Annotated in this window: 20 protein-coding genes; 18 read left to right on the top strand and 2 right to left on the bottom strand. The window is 37.9% G+C overall.

The features are described 5' to 3' along the window. The 10 genes from ACESMA_RS14535 to ACESMA_RS14490 all read left to right on the top strand — a co-directional run. Positions 1–554, top strand: a 554-nt coding sequence (locus ACESMA_RS14535) for a T9SS type A sorting domain-containing protein (RefSeq protein ID WP_372949573.1), incomplete at its 5' end; no start/stop codon positions are given. A gap of 179 nt (positions 555–733) precedes the next feature. Beyond that, entirely contained in the window at positions 734–1,540 is an 807-nt protein-coding gene (locus tag ACESMA_RS14530; protein ID WP_372949572.1) for a thioredoxin family protein, read from the top strand. 57 nt (positions 1,541–1,597) lie between these two features. Continuing rightward, positions 1,598–2,032 (top strand): hypothetical protein, encoded by a 435-nt coding sequence (locus ACESMA_RS14525; RefSeq protein ID WP_372949571.1) that lies wholly within the window; start codon positions 1,598–1,600, stop codon positions 2,030–2,032. Positions 2,033–2,076: 44 nt separating this feature from the next. After that, entirely contained in the window at positions 2,077–4,875 is a 2,799-nt protein-coding gene (locus ACESMA_RS14520) for a T9SS type A sorting domain-containing protein (protein ID WP_372949570.1), read from the top strand. Between the two features lie 61 nt (positions 4,876–4,936). Next, positions 4,937–6,220, top strand: coding sequence for an aspartate aminotransferase family protein (locus ACESMA_RS14515; RefSeq protein ID WP_372949569.1), 1,284 nt, complete (start codon positions 4,937–4,939; stop codon positions 6,218–6,220). 624 nt (positions 6,221–6,844) lie between these two features. Continuing rightward, on the top strand, positions 6,845–7,630 hold the full coding sequence (locus tag ACESMA_RS14510) for a hypothetical protein (RefSeq protein WP_372949568.1): 786 nt from the start codon (positions 6,845–6,847) through the stop codon (positions 7,628–7,630). A gap of 11 nt (positions 7,631–7,641) precedes the next feature. Then, positions 7,642–9,345, top strand: a complete 1,704-nt coding sequence (locus tag ACESMA_RS14505) for a hypothetical protein (RefSeq protein ID WP_372949567.1) — start codon at positions 7,642–7,644, stop codon at positions 9,343–9,345. Next, positions 9,338–10,519 (top strand): radical SAM/SPASM domain-containing protein, encoded by a 1,182-nt coding sequence (locus ACESMA_RS14500; protein WP_372949566.1) that lies wholly within the window; start codon positions 9,338–9,340, stop codon positions 10,517–10,519. The genes ACESMA_RS14505 and ACESMA_RS14500 overlap by 8 nt, the downstream gene beginning before the upstream one ends. A gap of 195 nt (positions 10,520–10,714) precedes the next feature. After that, positions 10,715–11,185 (top strand): hypothetical protein, encoded by a 471-nt coding sequence (locus ACESMA_RS14495; protein ID WP_372949565.1) that lies wholly within the window; start codon positions 10,715–10,717, stop codon positions 11,183–11,185. Between the two features lie 73 nt (positions 11,186–11,258). Further along, the gene (locus ACESMA_RS14490) at positions 11,259–11,741 is read left to right on the top strand and encodes a hypothetical protein (RefSeq protein ID WP_372949564.1); all 483 of its coding nucleotides are present in this window, start codon (positions 11,259–11,261) and stop codon (positions 11,739–11,741) included. A 30-nt stretch (positions 11,742–11,771) separates the two neighbouring features. Here ACESMA_RS14490 and ACESMA_RS14485 read toward each other — a convergent pair whose 3' ends face one another. Continuing rightward, positions 11,772–12,308 carry a 2'-5' RNA ligase family protein gene (locus ACESMA_RS14485; protein WP_372949563.1) on the bottom strand — a complete coding sequence of 179 codons (537 nt, stop codon included), beginning with the start codon at positions 12,306–12,308 and terminating at the stop codon, positions 11,772–11,774. A gap of 417 nt (positions 12,309–12,725) precedes the next feature. Between ACESMA_RS14485 and ACESMA_RS14480 the strand changes: the two genes are divergently transcribed. The 7 genes from ACESMA_RS14480 (at position 12,726) to trxA (ending at position 20,318) form a co-directional block, all read left to right on the top strand. Beyond that, the gene (locus ACESMA_RS14480; RefSeq protein WP_372949562.1) at positions 12,726–14,156 is read left to right on the top strand and encodes a S8 family peptidase; all 1,431 of its coding nucleotides are present in this window, start codon (positions 12,726–12,728) and stop codon (positions 14,154–14,156) included. A 341-nt stretch (positions 14,157–14,497) separates the two neighbouring features. Next, positions 14,498–16,129 carry a T9SS type A sorting domain-containing protein gene (locus ACESMA_RS14475; RefSeq protein ID WP_372949561.1) on the top strand — a complete coding sequence of 544 codons (1,632 nt, stop codon included), beginning with the start codon at positions 14,498–14,500 and terminating at the stop codon, positions 16,127–16,129. A 157-nt stretch (positions 16,130–16,286) separates the two neighbouring features. Then, entirely contained in the window at positions 16,287–16,643 is a 357-nt protein-coding gene (locus ACESMA_RS14470; protein WP_372949560.1) for a hypothetical protein, read from the top strand. A gap of 243 nt (positions 16,644–16,886) precedes the next feature. Further along, positions 16,887–18,269 (top strand): hypothetical protein, encoded by a 1,383-nt coding sequence (locus ACESMA_RS14465; RefSeq protein WP_372949559.1) that lies wholly within the window; start codon positions 16,887–16,889, stop codon positions 18,267–18,269. Positions 18,270–18,329: 60 nt separating this feature from the next. Then, positions 18,330–19,697: a serine hydrolase domain-containing protein gene (locus ACESMA_RS14460; RefSeq protein ID WP_372949558.1), complete on the top strand. Its 1,368-nt coding sequence runs from the start codon at positions 18,330–18,332 to the stop codon at positions 19,695–19,697. A gap of 91 nt (positions 19,698–19,788) precedes the next feature. Continuing rightward, complete coding sequence (locus ACESMA_RS14455; RefSeq protein WP_372949557.1) at positions 19,789–20,016, top strand: DUF6132 family protein; 228 nt, start codon at positions 19,789–19,791, stop codon at positions 20,014–20,016. Beyond that, positions 20,013–20,318, top strand: coding sequence for a thioredoxin (gene trxA / locus ACESMA_RS14450; RefSeq protein ID WP_372949556.1), 306 nt, complete (start codon positions 20,013–20,015; stop codon positions 20,316–20,318). The genes ACESMA_RS14455 and trxA overlap by 4 nt, the downstream gene beginning before the upstream one ends. On the opposite strand, the gene ACESMA_RS14445 is transcribed toward trxA, so the two are convergent. Then, positions 20,315–21,247, bottom strand: coding sequence for a sugar phosphate isomerase/epimerase family protein (locus tag ACESMA_RS14445; protein WP_372949555.1), 933 nt, complete (start codon positions 21,245–21,247; stop codon positions 20,315–20,317). The two genes, trxA and ACESMA_RS14445, sit on opposite strands and share 4 nt — an antisense overlap. Positions 21,248–21,355: 108 nt before the next feature. On the opposite strand from ACESMA_RS14445, the gene ACESMA_RS14440 reads away from it, so the two are divergent. Then, positions 21,356–22,534 carry an alpha/beta hydrolase family protein gene (locus ACESMA_RS14440; RefSeq protein WP_372949554.1) on the top strand — a complete coding sequence of 393 codons (1,179 nt, stop codon included), beginning with the start codon at positions 21,356–21,358 and terminating at the stop codon, positions 22,532–22,534.

Raw genomic sequence — 22,534 nt, 5'->3', positions numbered from 1 at the left:
CCTCTGAAACAAAGTATTCCTGGAATTATGAACAGGGGCAATTGGTTGGCAATTACAGAAATGAAACCTTTTTTAATGAATTTGGTGAAGAAATAAAAACCATATTTTACAACTGGGATTTTGATTTAAATAACTGGGGCGTGCAGGATGTTATTTTCACCCGGCACACAGAGTTTTTATCCGATTCAGAAGGAAATGTAATCGCGTATGAAATTTCAACGTGGGATGAAACGGCGCACCAATGGCTTCCCATAGAAAAACATTATTACTTCTGGTCTTCGCGCGGAATTACCGGATTACCGGAAGTTTTAACCTATAACAGGTTCGTGGAAGTTTATCCGAATCCTGCAACTGACTATATCTGTGTAAAAACAGCGTCAGATTTAAAAAATGGTACAATCAGTTTGTTTAACAACAATGGCCAAAAGATTAAAACACTTCAAACAGTTGGTGATGTCACAAACATCAATGTAAATGACCTGCCAGCCGGAAATTATATGCTGCGCTTTGCAACCGACAAGGATGTTTTTGTGAAAAAAATAATTATACGGTAAATTCTGAACATTTTAAATAAAACATTAAAAGCTTTGTAATGAAAAAACTACTTACAATTACCATTCTTTTATTCTTTTTTGTTTTTGCATGCCAGGCTCAAAAAATGATAAAAATTGATGAGCAACTAAAGAAAATATGAACAAGCATCATTAAACATTATTTAAAAGAAAGGATAAAAATGAAAAATTCGATTCTTATTACATTATTATTCATTTCACTTGTAACATCAGCACAGATTAACTGGGTAACCGACTTTGATACAGCAAAGTCCAGGTGTAAGGAATCAGGTAAACTCATGGTAATCGATTTTTGGGCAGATTGGTGCCAACCCTGTAAAGTTATGGAGAAAGAACTTTGGAATAATCCTGATGTGCAGCTAAATGCCCAGAATTTTGTAGCCGTAAAAATTGATGTAACAAAAGATGGGAATACTGCTGAAATTTTTAACGTTCAGGGAATTCCAATGGTTGTAATTGCCATGGCCGATGGTAGCGTTTTATGGCAACAAGTTGGTTACAGGGATAAAGAAGTATTTGTACAAGCTCTAAATGCAGTTCCCAATGATGTATCTGAATTATACAACTGTTTTTACGACATTAATGCCTTGAGTAAAGACAGTAAATTTGCCTATGATATTGCCGTACAGTTTCAACGTCTCGCATTTAAAATTACTCATGATGAATTGAGAAGCGAATTAATAAACAGGGATAAGGAATTCTTTAAAAAATCTCAAAAATATAATACTGCACCTGACCTGGAACAAGACATTGAAATACATTTAATGTTAAATGATGTCTGCAACGGAAAACCCGAGAAAGCTCTAAAGAAATTCAATAAATCCGTTGGGAGTGCTGAAGAATGCACCAACAAAGAACTGGCACATTTTTTTCTTGCAAATTGCTATAAAACATTGGGAGATACAGAAAATTTCGACAAAGAATTCGCCATGATTTCCAATGAGGAATTTAAAAATCAATTAAAATAGCGCAAAACCTTTTCTGTGTAATATTCGTAACTTATTAATAACCAAAAATTAACACTCATGAAAAAGAATATCATCTTATTCTTGTCCTTGCTGGTGGTTATTAATGTATTTGGCCAATACCCGATTAATCAGCCGGAAAATAAAAACTATGGCTATTATTATTCAAAATATAAAACCCAGGCTGCAACCGGTAAAATTTTATGTGCGGGAGGAACAACTTTGGCAGTAGTTGGTGCAGTTGGAGTTATGCGTAATTTTGACCTTTGGGGTGGTAATTCAGTTAAAAACAGGAGGGCTGATGTTTACTCCTATATATTTTTAGTTGGAGCTGTTGCTGACATAGTAAGTATTCCTTTCTTTATATCCGCCGGTGCAAATAAAAGGAAGGCATCATTGACATTTAATTTTCAAAATGGTTATTTACTAAAAAGCAGCGCAACAGCATTTAACGCGCAGCCGGTACCTTCACTTACTCTTAGCGTTAAATTTTAATTACTTATTCAAAATCCAGAAATGTAAACCAAAATTCAACAACCGTGAAAAATCTCATTTCTTTATCAATCTTGTTAATTTCTATTAGTACTTTTTCGCAAGTTCTAACTGAAGAAACATTGGTTACTTCCATTACTCTAAAAAACAGCATTGATTCAATTGAGACCTCAAATGCTTTAACACAGGAAAAACACCCGGACTGGTTTGATATTTTGAAAACAAATTTTGGTAAAATAGAAAAATCCGTTACTGATACTGTATTGCTTGATTCAGCTTACACCTATCATTTTTATTCTCCGGACGATTCTGTCCTTGTTTTAAAACAATATGCAAATTACTATTTCGATGAAAATAAAATATTGCTTAGCCGGTTTATTTTGGATAGTTTATCAGGGGAATGGATACATATTAACGAGGATGCATACTATTATTATGATTGGGGGAATGATAGTCTTCTGATTTCCGACGTAAAGGATACAACAAACAACACGTGGGTTCATGACACAAGAACCGAGTATAATTTCGACTACAACGGCAATGAAACCTATTATGCATTTTACCGGTGGAACGATTCGTTAAATATTTGGATTGGAAGCAGTAAAACCGTGAGAAATTACGATGAAAAAAACAATCTACTTCTCCTGGAAATATTCAGTTGGGACAATGATTCCAATAAATGGGATATGATCTTAAAACATGAATATGCCTTTGATTCCCGGGGGAATAAAATTTTTGATGTGTTTTACGGAAGGGACTGGCAAACGAATTTATTGATACCAAAATATAAGTATGAATATGAATTTGACGAATACGGCAATAAAATTTTAGATGCCAGTTATAGTTGGGATAAGGAAAAGGGACAGTGGCGTGGGACATCAAAATCTGAGGTTATTTTTGACGAAAATGGAAACAGAATTTTATCCTGGTATTATACATGGGACTATGAAAATGGCCAGTGGAAATATCATCAAAAATCAATGAGGGTTTTCAGTGAAACAGAAAGCAGTTCGGAAATATATTTTTGGAATGATGAATTGTCACAATGGTATGGATACCGGAAAGAAGAACGAGAATTTAATTCACATGGTCAGGATTCGATAACAATTGATTATGAATGGAGTTTTTTAGATACGGTTTGGTATAAAAAATCAAAAACAGAATATATTTATTACAAACCCGATCTTTTTCCGTCAAAAATTATTTATGGATGGAACACGGAAATAAATGACTGGGAGCTGGATAAAAAGACAGAATTAGGATTTGATGATAATGACCAACTTATTTTAGAAGCAAATTATATTTGGAATGACAGTTTTAAAGCATGGGAAGGTGATTCCAAAACAGAAATATATTACAATAGTAATGGTGACCGGACGGAAACGGTTTATTATGATTTTGAAGAAAAACATTTACAAGCTGTAAATACTATGATTTTCAGTTTCGACTCGGACAGTTTGATTTCTTTAATTCCTACCGGAACAAATTCTGAACAAAACATTGTTCTGCAAAACTCCGATTATGTGGAGGGAACAGGTTCCATACTTTGGGAATATCATATCGGGGTATTATTGAAATGGGAAGAGGGATGCAAAATTGGGATAAAAAATGAGGCGAACCTCACTAATGATGAAGGTTTTTATTTTAACTCGAAAATTATAAGTCCTACAAATGCCAAATTTGTAGTATTGTTTAAAGAATCTGGTGGCGAGTTATGGATGGCTGAAAGCATGCACATTTTAGGCAACCCATTTCAATCATGGAAAAAATCTTTTTTAAATTTCGATGATTTGGAATTAGTTGAAAATGAATCTGAAGAAAACGGAATTTTGAATTTAAATAGCATTGATTCCGTGCAATTTCTTATTTACGATTTACTAGAAGAAAATATTTCGGGTGCATTAATTTTAGACAATTTGGGAACTTATCAGGTTAAAGATACTGCCTTTTGGAAAATTACTGCCAGGACTGAAAATATCTACGATGACCATGGCAGCCGTGTCTTTACCAATGTTTATGCTCTAGATTTTAATGCTGATACGTTAAAAGTCACTTCAAAAACAAAGTATGATATATCCTATGATGCTAACGGTAATCAGACGAGTTATGCAGAATTTCAGTGGAATTTTTATTTAAATACCTGGCAAGGACTATATTCTAAAACTGAAAGGACTTATGATGATTCCAGCAGGATAATTAGCGATGTCCGATATTTCTGGGACAATGAAAAAGAAGATTGGGTTGGCGACAGAAAAAGGGAAACCTCTTACGATGAAAATGGCAATAAAACGAGTGATGCCCTCATATATTGGAATGAGGCTGCAAACAAATGGATTCCGGATTATAAAGATGAATATTATTACGACAATGAAAACGAAAGAACGAAACGTGTTTATTACGACTGGAATAATTCATCTGAACAATGGGATGTTGAATATATAATGTTCTATACCAAATATAATTACCTGCTTGATGATAACAACAATTTGATTTTGTATGAATACGTTCAGTGGGATGAAAACCTCTTAAAATGGAGGGCTGTTGAGAAATACTATTTTTATTATTCAACCCATCAACTAAATCCAACAGGAATTTTAACGGAAACAAATGAAAAAACAGATGTCCGTGTTTATCCAAATCCCTTTAATGAAAAATTAGTTGTTGAAACTTATTCTAACGAAATGGAACTGGTCATTTTTGATATTTCAGGAAAAAAAATAATGACCTGCCGTTTAGATAAAGTTAGAAATGAAATAAACCTGGCTGAGTTTAAAAGTGGAATGTATATAATTCAGTTATACAACGGGAATAAGATTGTTTACAATCAAAAACTTATAAAACACTAATCAAGATTCAAAACATGAATACAACGATGAATATAATCATTTTAAATTTTAATACTTCACAATGAGAAATGTCGATGTTAATCGGGAATATAAAAGCAGTTGTTTAGCCGAAGTTGCTTTGCCAATTTGTATAGCAGGATACCAGGATAATAAATTGGTTGATGTTGAAGGGAACTCATATATTGATTTTACAAGCGGTTATGGAGTTGCAAACACAGGTTGGGATAGAAAAGAGTTAATTGAAATTGCCACTAATCAACTACAAAAACTAAATTATAGTCCGCCGTGGTTCCCGACAAAAGAGGCTGTTGAACTTGCAACACTTTTAAAAAAAATAACCGGCAATAACTTCGCAAAATGCGCAAGGGCAATAGGAGGGACGGAAGCAAATGAAATTATAAACAGGTCATCATATATTTATAATGAAAAACCGGCGACTTTGTCTTTGTACCATTCATATCATGGGGGATCAAAATTCGCAGTCAATTTAAGTGATAACAAAAACTTTCGGTTTCCTCCAACCTCTACCAAAAATAAATATTACAAAATTCCTCCACCTTATTGCTACAGGTGTCCGCTGAATAAAACCAAAGATACATGTGATGTTGAGTGTACATCGTTTATTGAAACATCCTTAAAAACACACCCTGATATAGGCATATTCTTTATTGAACCTGTGATTGGAAGTGGCGGAGTAATTGTTATTCCTGAAAAATACCTGAGACGAGCGAAAGAAATTTGTAATTCTCATAGTGTAACATATGCATTTGACGAAGTGATCACCGGATTTGGAAGACTGGGAGCAGTAACGGCAATGGAATTATATGACATTGTACCGGACGCAGTGGCATTTGCAAAAGGAATGGGTGCCGGAATAGTTCCCATTGGTGCGGCTTTACTCAATGAGAACTTATCTGAAGCATATTCAAAATATGAAGATGTCTCAGGCACTTTTGCCTGGACACCTTTAGCATGTGCCGTTTCAAAAGCAAATATTGATTTACTGCTAAAGGAAAAATTACCTGAAAAAGCCATGATAAAAGGAAAATATTTACTGGAACAGTTGAATTTAATGTTCCACAAATATCTGCCTGATAATACAGGAGAAATCAGAGGAGTAGGAATGCTTATCGGTATTGAACTTGTGTATAATCATACAGAGAAAAAACCATTTATCCGGTTAATACAAAGATTATCGTTGGGGTTAGTAAGGAACGGACTTATGATTTGTGAATCATGGAATTTTGAAATTATTTTAATATGTCCGCCACTGAATATCTCTTCGGGTCAAATTGAAACCGCATTAAAAATTATTGAGAATGAATTAAAAAAGCTGGCTCAGTAAAAATTTCAATATAATTAAAATGGTTGTTTAGGAGCTTTATTGTTGTGTCTTAATCATTGAATTTCAACAATTTTATTCATAACATACATGGAACATCTAAAAATCATGATCATGAAAAATCCAGTGATATTATTAGCGCTGACCATTATGTTTAGTTCTTGTACATCAATAGACAAATTGAGTAATGAAGCAATATATCACGCAGTTGCAGGACAAAATGAGAATGAAATTTACAACAGATTTGTGAGTTGCTGAGAACATAAATTTCCATAATTTTTTAATTTACTTTAAATCATTTCCACAGGCAAGAATTGATGTGTTTTTTGTGAATAGATGAATTAAAAGCAGACCTAATAAAATGAATATTATACCTCCTGATAACATCGAGTATTCGCGATATAAAAATCAGGTACGGAAGCAGCAAATAGGTAAAAAAGTTGTAACGAAAAAATTATCCGCAAATATCATCTTTCAAATTTTCCAGCAAACGAATAAAATCAACCCCTAAAACAAGAAATATTACCTGATCAGAAGTTTTATTGTATCCAAAGTAAAGCGTTGTGTATAATTTTTCCGTAACTTTTTATTTAAAAAGGACTGAAATTAATAACTAACATTTTTAAAATGAGAGTAAATTGGTGCTTTGTTCTAATAGTCTCTTTTTGTGGAACAATTTTGAAGGCCAATGCACAAGATGTAATCTTCAAAAAAAATGGCGAAGTAATTCAGGTTTTTAATCTTACTACAACAGGGAAAAGCCGATCGTATAACCTTCCGGGTGATGCAGAAGGAACTGTTCGGTTTATCAGTATAAATGCTATTGACAGTATTCTTTATGCCAACGGAACAAAAACTGATTTTCAACAAATTCTGCCCGAGCCAATAATTCAGGAAAAGGAAAAAGGACAGTTTAAACGGAATTCTTTGGGTTTAGATTTTGCTGCTATCACTTTTTACAAAAATATTAAATTGTCTTATAAATATTTGTTGGGAGATGGCACCCTTGGGCTCTATACTTCCTTTTCCAAAAACCTGAATCCCTTTAATCTGTGGACGGAGGAACAGTATGTCGCTGAAAATTATAGCAACTTAATGCGATACCTGCGCTGGAATGGCAGGGCAGGCGTTGATGCCTATATTTTTGATCCCGGGCCTTTCAGGATATCCGGCGGTGTGCACTGGGTTACCGGAAAATATACTACCCAAAAGTATCAAGATTTAGACCAGGAGCCATGGTATATTGTGACGAAAAATACCAATAATTCAATGAATGGCATTTTGTTTTCTTCAAAGTTTCTATGGCAACCCGTTGACTTTTTTCAATTTAATACAGGATTGGATATTCCGCTATATTCCAATCCAAAGTTTCGTTCAAGTTTTTTCGAAATTGAAGCATCATTTATTTTTTAAACCTGAATAAAATGAAAACCAAAAAGAAAAGATTTTTCAAAGCCTGGAAAAAACTTCCCAGTCTTTTGACCATCCAGAAATGGAATGTGACCCGGTATATTGCAGTATTTTTAGCTGCTGCTACGCTCAACCTCACCCAAGGGTGCTATTATTTTAAAGTGAATGCTAAAAGCAATCCTTCTGCTGAAACAATTTCCAGTCTTGAAAGTCAGGGTAAGAATTTTTATCTTCATTTTAATGAAAAGGTACTTCGATTAGCGAATGTTGAAATTCGGGATAGCACCTTGCTGGGAGAAATCGGGGAATTAGGTGATAACTATATCAATTATCAGGTCAAACCCGACAAGCCCAACCGGTATTATAAAAAATTAAGCAAGAGGCAGACTTATTTGCTCAACGAGGTACACATTTATACAAATGAATATGCTGATCTTGGAAATAAAATGGTTTCAATCCCTTTAAGTTCAGTAAGTAAAGTGGAGATTTACGACAAAGATACCGCAACCACAACAGGGTCATGGGTGTTGGGAGTTTTGGGTGCCGGTGCGATAGCATTTGTGATTCTGGTAATTCTCGTTTTGATTTTTAAGGAATCTTGTCCGTTTATCTATGCGTATGATGGTGATTCGTACCAATTTGCAGGTGAAATTTTCAGCGGTGCGATTCAGCCCGGCCTGGAAAGGCATGATTATTTGGCATTGTCCGATTTGAAACCTGTAGAAGGGCAGTATCTCATGAAAGTTACAAATGAAGTTAAGGAAATTCAGCACATTAACCTATTGGAGCTCGCCATGATTGATCATCCTGAAAATGTAAATGTTTTAATGGATAAATACGGGCAGGTGCAGACTTTTTCTGAACCTGTTCTTCCAGAAAAAGCAGAAGCTTTTGACGGTCAGGATGTTTTATTCCTGATTAATGAAAAAGATGAAAATGCCTTTATTTTTAATGACATATCCGTTTCAGATGAACATTTTGCCGGAGTCGTTTTCACTTTTATCAAACCCGAAAACGCCACTAATGGAAAATTAATGATTCGCGCTAAAAACTCAGTATGGGTAGAGCATGTGTTCTCCAGTTTTCACGATATGTTTGGCGGGAGGTATTATAAATTTAATAAAAGAGAAGAAAAAAAATCATCAGAAAAACTTCGTGAATTAATGTTCAATCAGGGATTTCCATTGGCGGTTTATCTGGAAAATGAGGGTGAATGGGAATTGCAGGATTTTTATGAAATTGCCGGTCCAATGGCCATGAAAAATGATATTCTGGCCATTGACCTGAAAGATGTGAAAAGCGATACCTTAAAAATTAAACTCGAAACGGGGTTGATGTTCTGGGAAATGGACTTTGCAGCCATGGATTTTACGGAAAATATTCCGCTGGAAGTAAAAACCGTAACGGCATTGGAAGCCATGGATGAAAATGGTTTTGATGTTGTTGATGCCATAAAAAATAATGACCTTCTGTATTATTCACAACCCGAAATTGGGAATGAAGCCACGCTTATTTTTCCCGTACCTGAGTTTACTGATGAAAACCGTACAGTTATTCTGCACAGCAAAGGGTATTACAAAATTATCAGAGAGCAGGAAGGCCGCGCTGACTGGAAAACATTAAAATCCTTCCGTGACCCGGGAAGAATGGCACAATATTCAAGAGAACTTTATGAGGAATTTATTTCTCTTTCACAGAAAATGAACTCCAATGAATAATCAACCATTGGATGGAATAAAACCCAGCACAATTATAAACGGAAACAAAGCAGCGTGGGTGAGCAAAAGAATATTTCTTAGCATTTTTCTGCATGCTTTAAAGACGAAAAATAATCCATTAGCCGTAATCAGGAACCTCAAAAGATTTGCTGAAAAGCGAACAAAAATTCAGGGGTATTCAAGAATTACCCGGTTTGTACAGAGTGGTCAAAAGTATCACTTTGCAGACCAGATTCCGGGTTTTCCTTCCGGTACATTCAACCGTTTTTTCGAGGCTGAATTGAAAAGAATAGAAGGCAACAGGGAGCGAAAAATAATGATGAATACCGTTATTTATTCTATAACCAGTCGATGTCCGTTGAATTGTACGCATTGTTTTGAGTGGGATAATCTCAGTTCTCAGGAACATTTAAAACCAGACCAACTGATCATAATATTGGAGAAATTGAAATTCCTGGGACTCACACATATTCAGTTTGGAGGAGGTGAACCACTGGCCAGGTTTGAGGATCTTTTGGTACTGATTAAAAAAGCAAAAACAAATATGGATTGCTGGTTGCTTACATCGGGATTTGGATTGACCCTGGAAAAAGCATTGGAGCTGAAAAAGGCAGGACTTACGGGAGCAAGTATCAGTTTAGATCATTGGGAAGAAACGGCGCACAATACTTTTCGCAACCATGGAAAATCCTTTTATTGGGTTAAAGAAGCAGTTCAAAACTGCCACCGGGCCGGAATTATTGTTTCTCTTGCTCTTTGTGCCACAAAAGAATTTACAACTCAGGAAGATATTCTGAAATATTATGAACTTGCCAAAAAATGGAATGTGGGGTTTATAAAAATTTTAGAAGCGAGGAAAGTTGGTCGTTTCACCGGAAAAGATGTTACACTGACTCCTGAACAAATAAAAATGCTTACAGATTTTTACTTGCAATCATATAACGATGATAGATTCAGAACCTGGCCTATTGTAATGTTTCCAGGCTTCGATCAAAGGCAAGTCGGGTGTTTGGGCGCTGGAAATCGTTACATGTACATCGACTCAAAAGGCGACATTCATGCATGTCCTTTTTGTCAAAATCCGGTAGGAAATGCGTTAGATGTTCCTTTAGAAGATGCTATCAAAAAACTCAGAAATAATGGATGTCAAAAATTTCCTTTGAGTTCTTTTTAACCACCTTAAATGAATGCGCAAAGTGGCAACGATTAAATATATTCTGAATATCAAAATCGTTCTCAGAAATTATAAGCCCAGATTCAAGATATAAAAAAATGGAAAGAACTTAAAAACGGGTGTTTGGCACTATTTTATTTGTTGGTATCCATAGTTTTATTCGTAACTTGTATGTTGAACCAAAAATCCAGGGTCATGAAAAATTCAATTTTCCTGCTAGTGCTGATCATCATGGTTGGTTCTTGTACATCAATAAACAGATTGAGTAATGAAGCTATATATCACGCAGTTGAAGGACAAAATGAGAATATTATTTACAACAGATTAGGAATGCCAACTGAAACACAACGAACTACTGATGGTGGAAAGAAACTGATTTATGCATTGCCCAGCAAAGGAATGGTAAATAATCCAAATAAATCAAGGCTTACTTTTAATTATTCAGGTGATATTGCCAACCGGGAACCTCATCTGAACTGGAAATATTCCACTATTAATACTGAAACCAATGACTCTAAATATAAAATTTACAATGTAGATAAATCTTTTTTAGAGTTAATTCTGAATAAAGATGGAAAATGTGTAAGATTCCAGCATGATTTGAATAAAGCTCAATTAGAGCAATTATATAAAAGTTTTAAGAAGTATATTCCTGAAGACCAGTGATTTAATTAACAACTTTTTGATTTTTATTCAAAAGATTATTTCAAAAATAAAAATAAATTAAAAATTTCTGCATATGAACAAGACACTTGGTATTACAGGCTATGCAATCCTTATAGCTAGTGCAGCATTTTTGGATATCCCTTTTCTAGGATTACTGGCAATGGTAACTTTTTTGGTTGGCATAATCCTGCTTTTAATTTTTTATTTGAAGTTAATTGACGGGAAAAACAGGTATAAATTTTTTTTCAGTTTCCTCACGATCTTTGGAGTTCTTGTCATGTGCGGTGTACTGGGATATTCAGCGGTTGAATTCAATGAATATTTGGTGGCTGCAGACAGAGGCCAACAATTAACATACTCTCCATTAGTTCGTATAATTCAAATTGTTGGAGTAATCCTTGTTGGTTCAATAAGTATTTTTGTAAGTGTGAAGTATTGCAGTAAATTAAATCGTGAATCATTCTATTTAGTGTGGCTTCCTACTCTTCTCATAATACCGGTTACAATTATTTTAATTAAAATATTGCAAATAATTGGAGCTCCGTTGAGTGCATGATATTATTATTGTGCTATACAATTTAAATAATTAGTAAGCGGGGTAACCCAGTCTAATCTTCCGAACCGTTTCTGTTGTCAACCCGTCATACCGGATAATATCGAGTGTTTCTACCTTTCCACGAATTTCAAAATTTTGTCCGTTTAATTCATCCGCCAGATTTTTACAATCTTCCGGTTTGGGCAAACTGGCTATTCCAATGTGCGGAACAAACGGAAGGTCAAGCCGGAGTTCCGGTTCCAGCGGGCCCCGGTAAAATGCATCGTGTAGTTTTATAATTTTGCTGAAGCCTTCATCAGGAATCAAAAACAGGTGGGCATGATCCATAAAATCCGCATCCCCCAACGTTGCGCACTGGATAACAAATTCAAAAGGTTCAAAATTTTCAGCCACTTTTTGAATGTGTTCGAAAAGCAATTCATAAGCGATTTTTTCGGTTGGAAAAACCAATGTGAAATGCGGATTTACCACATCATAAAACAACTTATCGTACTTTTCACGAACAGTTTGAATCCATTGAAAATCCTTTTCGGTTAAGGTTGGATAATTTACTACTGCCAGTGCCATCGTTTTTGAATTTAGGTTTACACTGAAATTCCTGTAAAAATTGAAAAATGTTAGCATTCAAAAATAACTTCTTCCGGCCAAAAAATTGAAATCTTTTGCAACAAATTTGCCATGTATCGTATCCATTTTTAGCGTAGCTTATATGTGAAAAATTTGAATGCTGAATTCAACCCTATTTTTTCTGGATTTTAGCTTTCAAAAAACTGGAAAACGGCAACTGGAAAATGTTCCGGTTGATGGGGCAACAATAATATTTACTGCTTTTGACTTGCAAATTTGAAAAAACCACTCAATACCCGCTTGTTATCATTTTGTCCTGTAACCAAAAAAATTAGTAAGATTTTAAGCTTGTTATGAATAATCATATTTGTTTTTATCGTAGTTTTAGTTCCTCAATAATCGTCAAAAATTTTTATTATGATCAAAAAAACCAAATTCAACTTAAAAGTATTCTACTTTTTTCTGGGAATAACAGTCTTGGTATTCTGTTTTGGTTGCCAACAGGAACTGCTTCAAACAGAAAATGTGGAAGAATCTGAACCACTAATGCTTAAAAGTGGCAGAATCACTAATTTTATGGTAATTACCAAATCGGAAACGCTTCCCAGGGGTTTGGAAGAAAAACTTGCAGATTACGGAACCGTAGTAAATTCAATTCCTGAAATTGGCATAGTAGTTCTTAAATCAGGTTCTCCAAACCTTGAAAAAGAACTGGCAAGTTTTCCGGAAATCACAGCCGTTGTCCCTGATTTAAAGACCCAATGGATTGAGCCGGAAAAATTTACAAAAGAAGCAAATCCGGCAAGCATTGGAAGTGATGAATCACTCTTTTTTTACCAGTGGGGAATGGATGCCATTGATGCCCCGGAAGCCTGGAATGCCGGATTTACAGGAAAAAAAGCAAGGGTTTTTGTTCTGGATGACGGGATAGATCCCACAATTTCTGATTTGTTTCCCAACGTAAATACCGAATTAAGCACTTCATTTGTTCCCGATGAAGAGTTTTATGTGCAAAATACCTCCGTATTTAGCCACGGGACTCATGTTGCCGGAATTATTGCCGCCGCTGATAACGGTTTTGGCGTAATAGGTGTAGCACCCGATGCTGAAATTGTTGCAGTTAAGGTCCTCTCTGAAAAAGATGGTTCCGGCGCATTTAGCTGGATTAATGATGGGATTGTTTATGCGGCCAACAATGGTGCCGATGTGATTAATATGAGCCTTGGAGCCCGGTTCAACAAAAACGGTTTTTATTACGATGAAGATGGCAACCTGGTAAAAATTCCGGCAGTTTATATTCAGAATTTAATCAGGGCGCAACAGCGAGCCATTAATTATGCCTGGAAAAAAGGTGCGGTAGTTGTAACATCAGCCGGAAATAGCGGGTTAAATGCCGATGGCAATGGTTCGGTAATAATCATCCCGGCTGAACTTCAAAACGTGGTTTCAGTTTCGGCCACGGCACCAAATTATTGGTACGGTGATTTTTTAAACGGTTTGGAGCCACTTTGGGATATTCCTGCAAGTTATACTGATTTTGGAAAATCACTGGTTGACATTGCAGCCCCCGGAGGTGATACTGATTACTATGAGGAATATTTTGGTTTTACCGACATGATAATCGGCACAGGACCAAACAATTCAATTTGGTTTTCTGCCGGAACCAGTTTTGCCTCGCCACATGTTGCCGGAGTTGCTGCATTAATTGTTTCCAAAAACAACGGCAATATTAAACCGCAATCGGTTGTGAGACAGCTTCTTAAAACTGCTGATCATGCTGACCGGAATGGAATGTCATCCTATCTGGGAAAAGGAAGGGTAAATGCTTACCGGGCGGTAACGGAATAAAATATGACATAAAAAAACTTCATTTTCAACCATATGAACTGAGGGCTGCACGAAGATTTCGTTTGCAGCCTTTTTTCTTTTGTCTGTAATTATTAATTCTACTTTAAGAGGTTTGTTAAAAGACTCATTTACAAAGTACTAAAGGATTGGGTAAAACATATTCTTCTTAATCTTTTAAATAATTACCCTATAAATATTTCCTGAATAAATATTTTGCAATCTATGTAAATCAACACCAGGTTTTGCAACAAAATTTAAACTTTTCGCAACAGACTTGCAATGCACTGCATTAATTTTTGTTGTAACTTATATCATTAAAAATTAACTTAAAAGTTAGCGCTATGAAAAAATTTACATCGCTTTTTTTCGGTTTGTTTCTGGCGCTCCAAATTAATGTGTTTGCAGAGCGTGGAAACATTGTAAGTTTTATCCCCGGACCAATTTTGACACCTGATTTGATAATGTCGGAACTGCAGTCGCAAATGGACGAAACGGCATTCGCATTAACCAATCTGTTCACCTACAAAAAATACCCTGTTCAGGCAGTAAAGATTTTTTATGAAACCATCGATGGCAAAGGTAAAACCACGGTTGCTTCGGGTGTGGTATTTTTACCGGCAGTACCAGAAGTTGCTGGTATGCCAGTGTTCTCTTACCTGCACGGTACCCTGACCAGTGATGCTGAAACACCTTCGGGCCTGGAAGGTTTGGAATCGGTTATTGGCTGGATAATGGCCATGGACGGATACATTTCTGTTTTGCCCGATTATCTTGGCTTGGGTGAGGAACCTCCCGGTATGGATCCTGGTTTATATTCCGGAATTCATCCATACCAACATGCTGAAACGGAGGCTTCGGCCAGTGTGGATATGTTAAAGGCTGCTATGCTTTTCTGCAATACAAATCAGTTAGTGAATGCAAAACCCAACGGCGACCTCTATTTGGCGGGTTATTCGCAGGGCGCCCACGCTGCGCTTGCCACGCAAAACGAATTGCAGGCTAACCCACTTCCCGAGCTGACTCTGCGGAAAACAGTTGCCGGAAGCGGTGCTTACAGTTTATCTTACATTCAGAAAAAATACCTGTTTGAACATCCGGCATATCCAAGTCCTTCCTTTCTGCCCTATTTGCTGCTCGGTTACCAGCAGGTTTACGGAAATTTGTATGGAAATCTGAGTCAGGTATTTGTATCACCTTACAATTCCGATATTCCGGGTTGGTTTGATGGTTCCCTAACGGTGGATGAAATTAACCTCAAATTGCCTGCATACTGGAAAACCATGTTTGTTCCGAAATACCTGTGGAATATCCAGTACGATTATTTTCATCCGGTAAATTATGCCTTGCGTAAAAACGATGTCATAAACTGGAAACCCAAAAGCGACCTGCACCTTTACTATTGCACCTGCGACGAACTGGTGGCCAATGAAAATTCTTTGCTGGCTTATCTTTCATTCATTTTAAAAGGGAGTAGTAAAGTATCGGTTTTACCGGTTGGCCCTTTTAAACATGCTGAATGTGCGCCATTTGTTTTACTTCTGGCAAAAATTCAGTTCGATTGTGCCTCGGGTGCCAATCCGTGCGGAATTGATTTGTTGAGTCTGCTGAAATCGGCTTCAGATGAAGACCTGCCTGAATTTACCAATGCAGTGCTAAATATTGACCAGTTTCCTTACCAGGAAGAAATTATGCAAAACAAGGAACTTCTTGCATATTTCAATGAAGTTGTTGAATTGGAAAATCTGCAAATTTACCCCAATCCTGCAAAGGATGTGGTTTTTATTGAACTGCCTGCAGCTTTGCCGGGAACTTCAAGAGTGAGCCTTTACGATTTGCAGGGAAGGCTGGTTTTGGATAAAATATGCAACGATAAAACGATACAATTGGATGTAAAACCGCTTCATGCCGGGATTTACAACATTGTGCTGAATGGTGAAACGACCTCAGTTGAAAAGTTAATCGTTTTTAAATAGGCAGAGTAATTGAATTTCACGCAAATTTTGCCTAAAAATAGAATGAGTTAACTGAAAAGTTTTTATAAAATCAATCATTAAAAAAAGTCATGCCCTCTCTTAGGGTGAGGGTATGACTCAACTTCTTGAATTATCTGTTCATCCAAAACCAAAAATCATGAATTCAAAAATCAACATCGAAAGTTTAAACTGGTGGTTTTGGTTTATCAGCCTGGTTTTTATAGTAGCCGCAATTGCAGGCTGGACACCCGGTTATTATCTGACCATGATTCTCAGTCTTTTAAATTTACTGAACTGTCTGTTAAAAGAGAAGAGCCTGATAGCATTTCCTTCACAAATCAGGTTCGTTTATTTTGCCGTTACCTTACTGAGCTTTTGGCCCGGAGGCCGGTTTTACGTTTACATTTTATTATTGGTTGGTACTTTTATGGTCACCTTCCTGGGAAAGTGCAGCATTGCGCTGGCACTGAAACAAATGCCATGGAACAAGAGAAGGGAAATGAGGCTCGATTAGAAGTTTTTTGTTTAAATTATTGCCGCGAATACAATTTTTGGCTGACATGTTGGATAGCCGGAAATCTTCATCAAACCGGGAAGTTTTACCTTGCCAGGCAGATGAAATTCACTCTTTGCAACATGAGTATAAATATTTGCAACCAGTAGCAAAAGAAAAAGTTTACTCCCTTATTTCCTTGTATTTCCTTTAGTTTCAAAAAAATCTGGTAGCTTTGTTTTTCGAAAAAAAAGCTGAAAAGATTTGAAAAAAAAGTTATTCATATTTTTGGTGTTGTTTGCAGTTTTGTTTTATGCCAACGCGCAGCAGGCCGATTCTGCCGATTTCCTTTGGGGAAACGGGTTTTACTACAATCTAAACGTGGGTGAAAGCATTACATTTAATCAGGTTGAAGTAAAACTTTTAAAAATTGAAAACCATTTCAACAAGGTGAAAATAGGGGAGGACACCCTTTGGCTGAAAGTGGCCCGTCGCACGGTGCCTGAGCAGTTGGGCGGAGTCCGGATTTTTGTGGCCGATAACAAAAAAGTAAAAGCTTTAAGTTCAGATTCTCCTGTTCATAGTCTGTTAACCAAAGATGCACTGATTTGCCTGAGCGATTCCCGTATTCCCCTCCTTGACCCTTCACAATACATTTTCCCGGTTAGTTTTAACGACGGATTTGTTTGGAGCGCCGATGAGGAAAGCTATATGTTTTCATTCTACAACACTGATGAAACCAGTAAACAACCTGTTTACAGCAATTTCGCCGGCATCGGATTCGATCTGCACAATGCCCGCGGAATGATGAAACACTGGCTTGTGGCGTTGGAAAACAGCCGGGTAGTTTGGGTGGAATCCAAAGGATTAGATGAAGCCGGCAACCAGGCTTGCGTTTTACTGGAAAGTGAGTCGCAGCCCGGAATATATTATTATTACAGTCGCCTTTATGCCAAAAACCTGGCCGTTAAAAAAGGGCAGAATCTGGTCCGTGGCGATGCCATTGGTACGGCATGGGGCGACAATACCTGGGGTCATTTTCAGTTTACCGTGGTTAAATCGCAAACCGAGCCAACACTTGAGGAATGCAGGCACTATGCCATTAACGGATTTCCCCAGGTATTCGGATTGTATTTTCAGCACAATGGATATGCAGCACGCTCGTTTTCGCGTGGACGGATTCAGTTTGGAAAACCTCGCCATGCAAACAACAACCAAAAAAACAGCATGGCTTTTGAACCCTATTCGGGAAAAGGCTGGCTGCTGGGGAAATGGAACGTAGCCGACAGGGTTGAATGGGTTTCCGGCAGAAACGATGGAAATGTCCGCCTGAAAAAAGTGTTGTTTGAAGGAACGCCCGCCCAATGTAAAAATCCAAAAAATTATTTTGAATATCAGATTACTGCTCCAAACGGAACATACCGTATTCGGGCAAAGGTGGGCGATCTGTTTTTGCCCTCCTGGCAGAAGCTGGAGTTTGAAGGAATTGCTTCACCTGCCAAATCGCTGGACGCTGGCGAAACTTACTGGACCGGCGAACGGGTGGTAAAAATAAACGACGGAACGCTGAATATCAGAATTTACATGGATGAAGAAGAAAACCGTGTGGCAGGTTTGAGCGAGATTGTTTTTCAGCGGGCCTATTAAATAGGGAAAAAGTTTCTACATTTATCAGGTTGAATCGAAAATTAAATCAGGAACTGAGCTATGAACAAAAAACTACTTAAAGGAATAATTGGTCTGGTTATTTTAATCATTATCGCTGGTGGAATCTGGTTTGTGTGGCCGAGGCTTCCAATCATTACGGCATTTGCTGCCAAAGGAATGTGCTCCAGTGTGTTTCTGGCCAATAAACAACCTAACAGAATAATTGCCGAAGACCTTTCCTTTTTCCCTATTAATCTGGCTTTAACACGAGTTGATTTTGAAGAAAAATCGGCAACCTCCACCGTTTTCGGACTGGCAAAACGCAAAGCAGTTTTCCGCGAAGGACTCGGAGCTGTTATTGTGTTGAAAACACCAAAAGAGGAATTAAAAAAATCCGGGTTTCGTATTCCTGAACCAGCCTATTCACAAGCTATACTGCCCTGGCCCAAAGGTGATATTATTGCCGATACGCTGCCTGCCGGAGTGAATGTGGCCCGGCTTCACGAATTGATTGACACCTGTTTTGATGCACCCGGCAGTGAGCCATTCAAAAAGACACTTGGAATTGCCATTGTTTACAATAACCAGATAATTGCTGAAAAATACCTGGATGGTTACGACCACAGTACCATGTTTCACGGTTGGTCGATGACCAAAAGTATTACCGGTGCCTGGGCTGGATTACTGGCTGACAAAGGGCAGTTGAGCCTTGAAGAACCGGTTGGAATTAAAGCATGGGAAAATGATGAACGGGGAAAGATTACCGTGAAAAATGTGTTGCAAATGAGCACCGGCCTCGACTGGTACGAAAATTATTTCACCATTTCCGATGCCACAGTGATGCTCATGCAAAGCGAAGACATGCTGGCTTCAGTTACTGATAATAAACTGGATTATCCTCCCGGAAAGCACTGGAATTATTCATCGGGTGATGCCAATTTGCTTTCGGGAATAATTCGAAACCGGATAAATAACGAATCAGTTTATCATACCATGTTGTATGAAAAATTATTGTATCCAATTGGCATGTTGAGCACAAAAGTGGAAACCGATGCCAACGGTTTGTTTGTGGCATCGTCATACAGTTACGGCACCACCCGCGACTGGGCCCGGTTTGGTTTGTTGTTTCTGAATGAGGGAGTTTTTGCCGGTGATACCATTCTTTCAAAAGAGTGGGTGGATTTTATGAAAACCCCGGTGGAACCTTCAAACGGAAAGTATGCCGGCACGTTTTGGCTGCAGGAGCCCGAAGAAGGGAACAAGCTAACTGAGGTTCCGGACGATATATTCTTTGCCGATGGTTTTTTGGGGCAGCGAATTTATATCATTCCATCCAAAAAGCTGGTTGCCGTTAGAATGGGCTACGGTATGGGCAACTTCAGCATGAACGATTTTTTACGCGAAGTGATTAAAACATTGCCTGAATAAATTCAATTTTATCTATCTCTCATCATAAAATTAAATGACTGGTTTTAGAACCAGACTTAATTTTCATTGTTTCACCATTTAAATATCATTTATGAAAGAATTTCTGAAAGGAAAAAGTATATCGCTTGTTTTTTTAGCTGCAGGAGCACTTGGAGGATTTTTGTACTGGAGATTTGTGGGTTGTGTAAGTGGTACCTGTCCCATACAGTCGGTTTGGTACTGGAGTACATTGTGGGGCGCTGCCGTGGGTTATCTGGTTGGAGATTTTATTAATGATTTTGTTCAAAAACGGAAAAATAAAGCTGAAGAAGGAAAATGAACCAGCGCTTTTTACATATTATCAATTCGTCGAAGCCGGTTTTGGTTGATTTTTATGCCGATTGGTGCGGGCCGTGCAAAGAGGTTCCTCCCATTTTAAAAAAGGTGAAAAAGGAGGTGAAAGGTGTTCGTATTGTAAAAGTCAATGTAGATAATAATCCGTTTATTGCCAGCCGGTTTAAAGTAAATCGCCTGCCCACCCTCATTGTTTTTATAGACGGAGAACCCATCTGGACTCACGAAGGTGTTTTTTGCCCCGAAAAATTAAAATCCGTGTTACGCAGCCGGATGGATGAAAATTAGGAATTTTCTGCAACCACCAGTTTCATTTTTTCCAAGCCAGTTTTTGCAACTTCCAAAGCATCTTTTTTCCAGTATTCCGAATTGAACAACTCCAGTGAAAGTACTTTTTTCCCTCCCGATTCCTTCAGGTAGCTGATAATTTGTTTGAATGGCGCCGCACCGTCGCCCGGATAAACGCGGTCAGAATCTTTCTGCTCTTCACGTGGAATTGAACTCACAAAATCATTAAAATGAAACATTTCGATGGAGCTTCCCGACATGAATTTCAAACTTTCGTAAGGACTTCCGCCCCGGAACATGTGATAAACATCAGGTAAAATGCAGGCTTTGGGATGGCTGGTTGCCGATGCCACAAACAGGGCCTGCGAAATATGATAAAGATTAGCAGACGAACCCCAGATTTCAAGTTGGGGCAAAACACCGGTCTGGTCGCCCAGTTCAAGAACTTTGCGGTAACGTTCGGCCACTTTAAAAAGATCGAGCAGTGGTGGACTGGTTGCTCCTGCAGGTGGGGCTGCAATTCGTTTGCACCCGATTTTCGCCAGCATTTCCATTTCGCGCTTTAACTGCTCCATGCCTGCTTTTCGCGTGTTCTCATCATCCACCGCCCATTGGGCAAAACCAATTGCATTTTCAATGGTCAGGCCCAAATCACCAGCATATTTTTTCAGATCTTTTAAACTGCCGCCTTCCTGAACATATTTTTCCAGATCGCGGACCCAGATTTCGATGCCGTTGTAACCCGCTTTGGCGGTTATTTCAAACTCTTTCAGAAACCCAACTTTTTGGCCTGAAATGGTGCTTGTGTTCAGGCAATATGAAAAATGACTTTCCGGCGCAAATGTATTTCCGGCAACATTTTTTCTGGTCAGAATTGTTGCTCCTGTAAGCAGTGCCAGTCCTTTTAAAGCTTCTCTTCTTGAAATCATAATTTTGTTTTTTCAAAAATAACATTCAGAAATTAAAGTTCAGGCAGATTTCTGATCAATTCTTTTGAAATATTATCTTTAACCATGAATAATGCAAAACTGAAAAAAATGAAACGAATTTTCTCCATTGTAATTTTACTGGTAGTTTCGATTCCCTTTAATCTTGTTTTTTCGCAGAACCAAAATGAATCGAATCTTTGCGTTGGTCATTATTATACCGAAGAACAGGCAAAAGAGGTAATCGAAAATCTGAAGTTGCAGTATCAAACAAAGGATGAGTGGCTTCAGCGTGCAGAAATCATCCGGCAGGGAATTTTAAAAGGCGCAGATCTTGTTCCTTTTCCCGAAAAAACACCACTAAAACCGAGCTATTCAGCAACCCGAAAATACGAAGGTTATTCTGTACAAAATGTGGCCATTGAAAGTTTGCCCGGCGTATTTGTAACGGGTAGTTTATATTTTCCTGAAAAACCAAATGGAAAGATTCCCGGAATTCTAAACACACATGGCCACTGGGCTAAACCGGAAGATTACGGACGTTTTCGGGAAGATGCCCAAAAACGTTGTACCGCGCTGGCCAAAATGGGCGCAGCGGTTTATTCTATCGATATGGTGGGTTACGGCGAAATGTCCGAATGGGGCTGGGAACACAAACATCCGCTGGCATTGAAACAGCAGTTGTGGAACAGCATCCGGGCGCTTGATTTTTTGCTGTCGCTGGAAAATGTTGACCCCGAGCGAATTGCCGTCACCGGAGCCTCGGGCGGCGCAACGCAGGCATTTTTGCTCACGGCAGTTGACGACCGCATTAAAGTTACAGTTCCGGTTGTGCAGGTTTCTGCCCATTTTTTTGGCGGGTGCGTTTGCGAAAGCGGAATGCCCATTCATAAAAGTGAACATCACCAAACCAATAACGTTGAAATAGCTGCATTGGCGGCACCGCGCCCTATGCTGATGGTTTCCGATGGCGCCGACTGGACTAAAAATACACCTGAAGTGGAATTTCCGCACATTCAATACATATACAAATTGATGGGAGTGGAGAACAAAGTGAAAAATGTGCATCTCCCGGAAGAAGGTCACGGCTATGAATTGCCCAAGCGCAAAGCGGTTTATCCGTTTCTGGCAGAACACCTGAAACTGAATTTAAAAACCATAACAGATAAAAACGGTGAAATTACGGAAGAGGGAATTGTAATTGAACCTTACGAAATGCTCAAGGTTTTTTCGGAAGCCAATCCTCGTCCGCACTACGCTATTTTGAAAAACGACGATTTGAAGTGGTAA

This window comes from Mariniphaga sp. (genome assembly GCF_041687215.1).
Taxonomy (GTDB): domain Bacteria; phylum Bacteroidota; class Bacteroidia; order Bacteroidales; family Prolixibacteraceae; genus Mariniphaga.
This window is presented reverse-complemented; position numbering and strand designations above follow the sequence as displayed.

What these genes read in the sequence shown, in the direction of transcription:
- ACESMA_RS14530 (WP_372949572.1), top strand. Translation starts at nt 734, where the DNA reads ATGAAAAATTCGATTCTTATTACATTATTATTCATTTCACTTGTAACA.
- ACESMA_RS14525 (WP_372949571.1), top strand. Translation starts at nt 1,598, where the DNA reads ATGAAAAAGAATATCATCTTATTCTTGTCCTTGCTGGTGGTTATTAAT.
- ACESMA_RS14515 (WP_372949569.1), top strand. Translation starts at nt 4,937, where the DNA reads ATGAGAAATGTCGATGTTAATCGGGAATATAAAAGCAGTTGTTTAGCC.
- ACESMA_RS14510 (WP_372949568.1), top strand. Translation starts at nt 6,845, where the DNA reads ATGAGAGTAAATTGGTGCTTTGTTCTAATAGTCTCTTTTTGTGGAACA.
- ACESMA_RS14505 (WP_372949567.1), top strand. Translation starts at nt 7,642, where the DNA reads ATGAAAACCAAAAAGAAAAGATTTTTCAAAGCCTGGAAAAAACTTCCC.
- ACESMA_RS14500 (WP_372949566.1), top strand. Translation starts at nt 9,338, where the DNA reads ATGAATAATCAACCATTGGATGGAATAAAACCCAGCACAATTATAAAC.
- ACESMA_RS14495 (WP_372949565.1), top strand. Translation starts at nt 10,715, where the DNA reads ATGAAAAATTCAATTTTCCTGCTAGTGCTGATCATCATGGTTGGTTCT.
- ACESMA_RS14490 (WP_372949564.1), top strand. Translation starts at nt 11,259, where the DNA reads ATGAACAAGACACTTGGTATTACAGGCTATGCAATCCTTATAGCTAGT.
- ACESMA_RS14485 (WP_372949563.1), bottom strand. Translation starts at nt 12,308, where the DNA reads ATGGCACTGGCAGTAGTAAATTATCCAACCTTAACCGAAAAGGATTTT.
- ACESMA_RS14480 (WP_372949562.1), top strand. Translation starts at nt 12,726, where the DNA reads ATGATCAAAAAAACCAAATTCAACTTAAAAGTATTCTACTTTTTTCTG.
- ACESMA_RS14475 (WP_372949561.1), top strand. Translation starts at nt 14,498, where the DNA reads ATGAAAAAATTTACATCGCTTTTTTTCGGTTTGTTTCTGGCGCTCCAA.
- ACESMA_RS14470 (WP_372949560.1), top strand. Translation starts at nt 16,287, where the DNA reads ATGAATTCAAAAATCAACATCGAAAGTTTAAACTGGTGGTTTTGGTTT.
- ACESMA_RS14460 (WP_372949558.1), top strand. Translation starts at nt 18,330, where the DNA reads ATGAACAAAAAACTACTTAAAGGAATAATTGGTCTGGTTATTTTAATC.
- ACESMA_RS14455 (WP_372949557.1), top strand. Translation starts at nt 19,789, where the DNA reads ATGAAAGAATTTCTGAAAGGAAAAAGTATATCGCTTGTTTTTTTAGCT.
- trxA (WP_372949556.1), top strand. Translation starts at nt 20,013, where the DNA reads ATGAACCAGCGCTTTTTACATATTATCAATTCGTCGAAGCCGGTTTTG.
- ACESMA_RS14445 (WP_372949555.1), bottom strand. Translation starts at nt 21,247, where the DNA reads ATGATTTCAAGAAGAGAAGCTTTAAAAGGACTGGCACTGCTTACAGGA.
- ACESMA_RS14440 (WP_372949554.1), top strand. Translation starts at nt 21,356, where the DNA reads ATGAAACGAATTTTCTCCATTGTAATTTTACTGGTAGTTTCGATTCCC.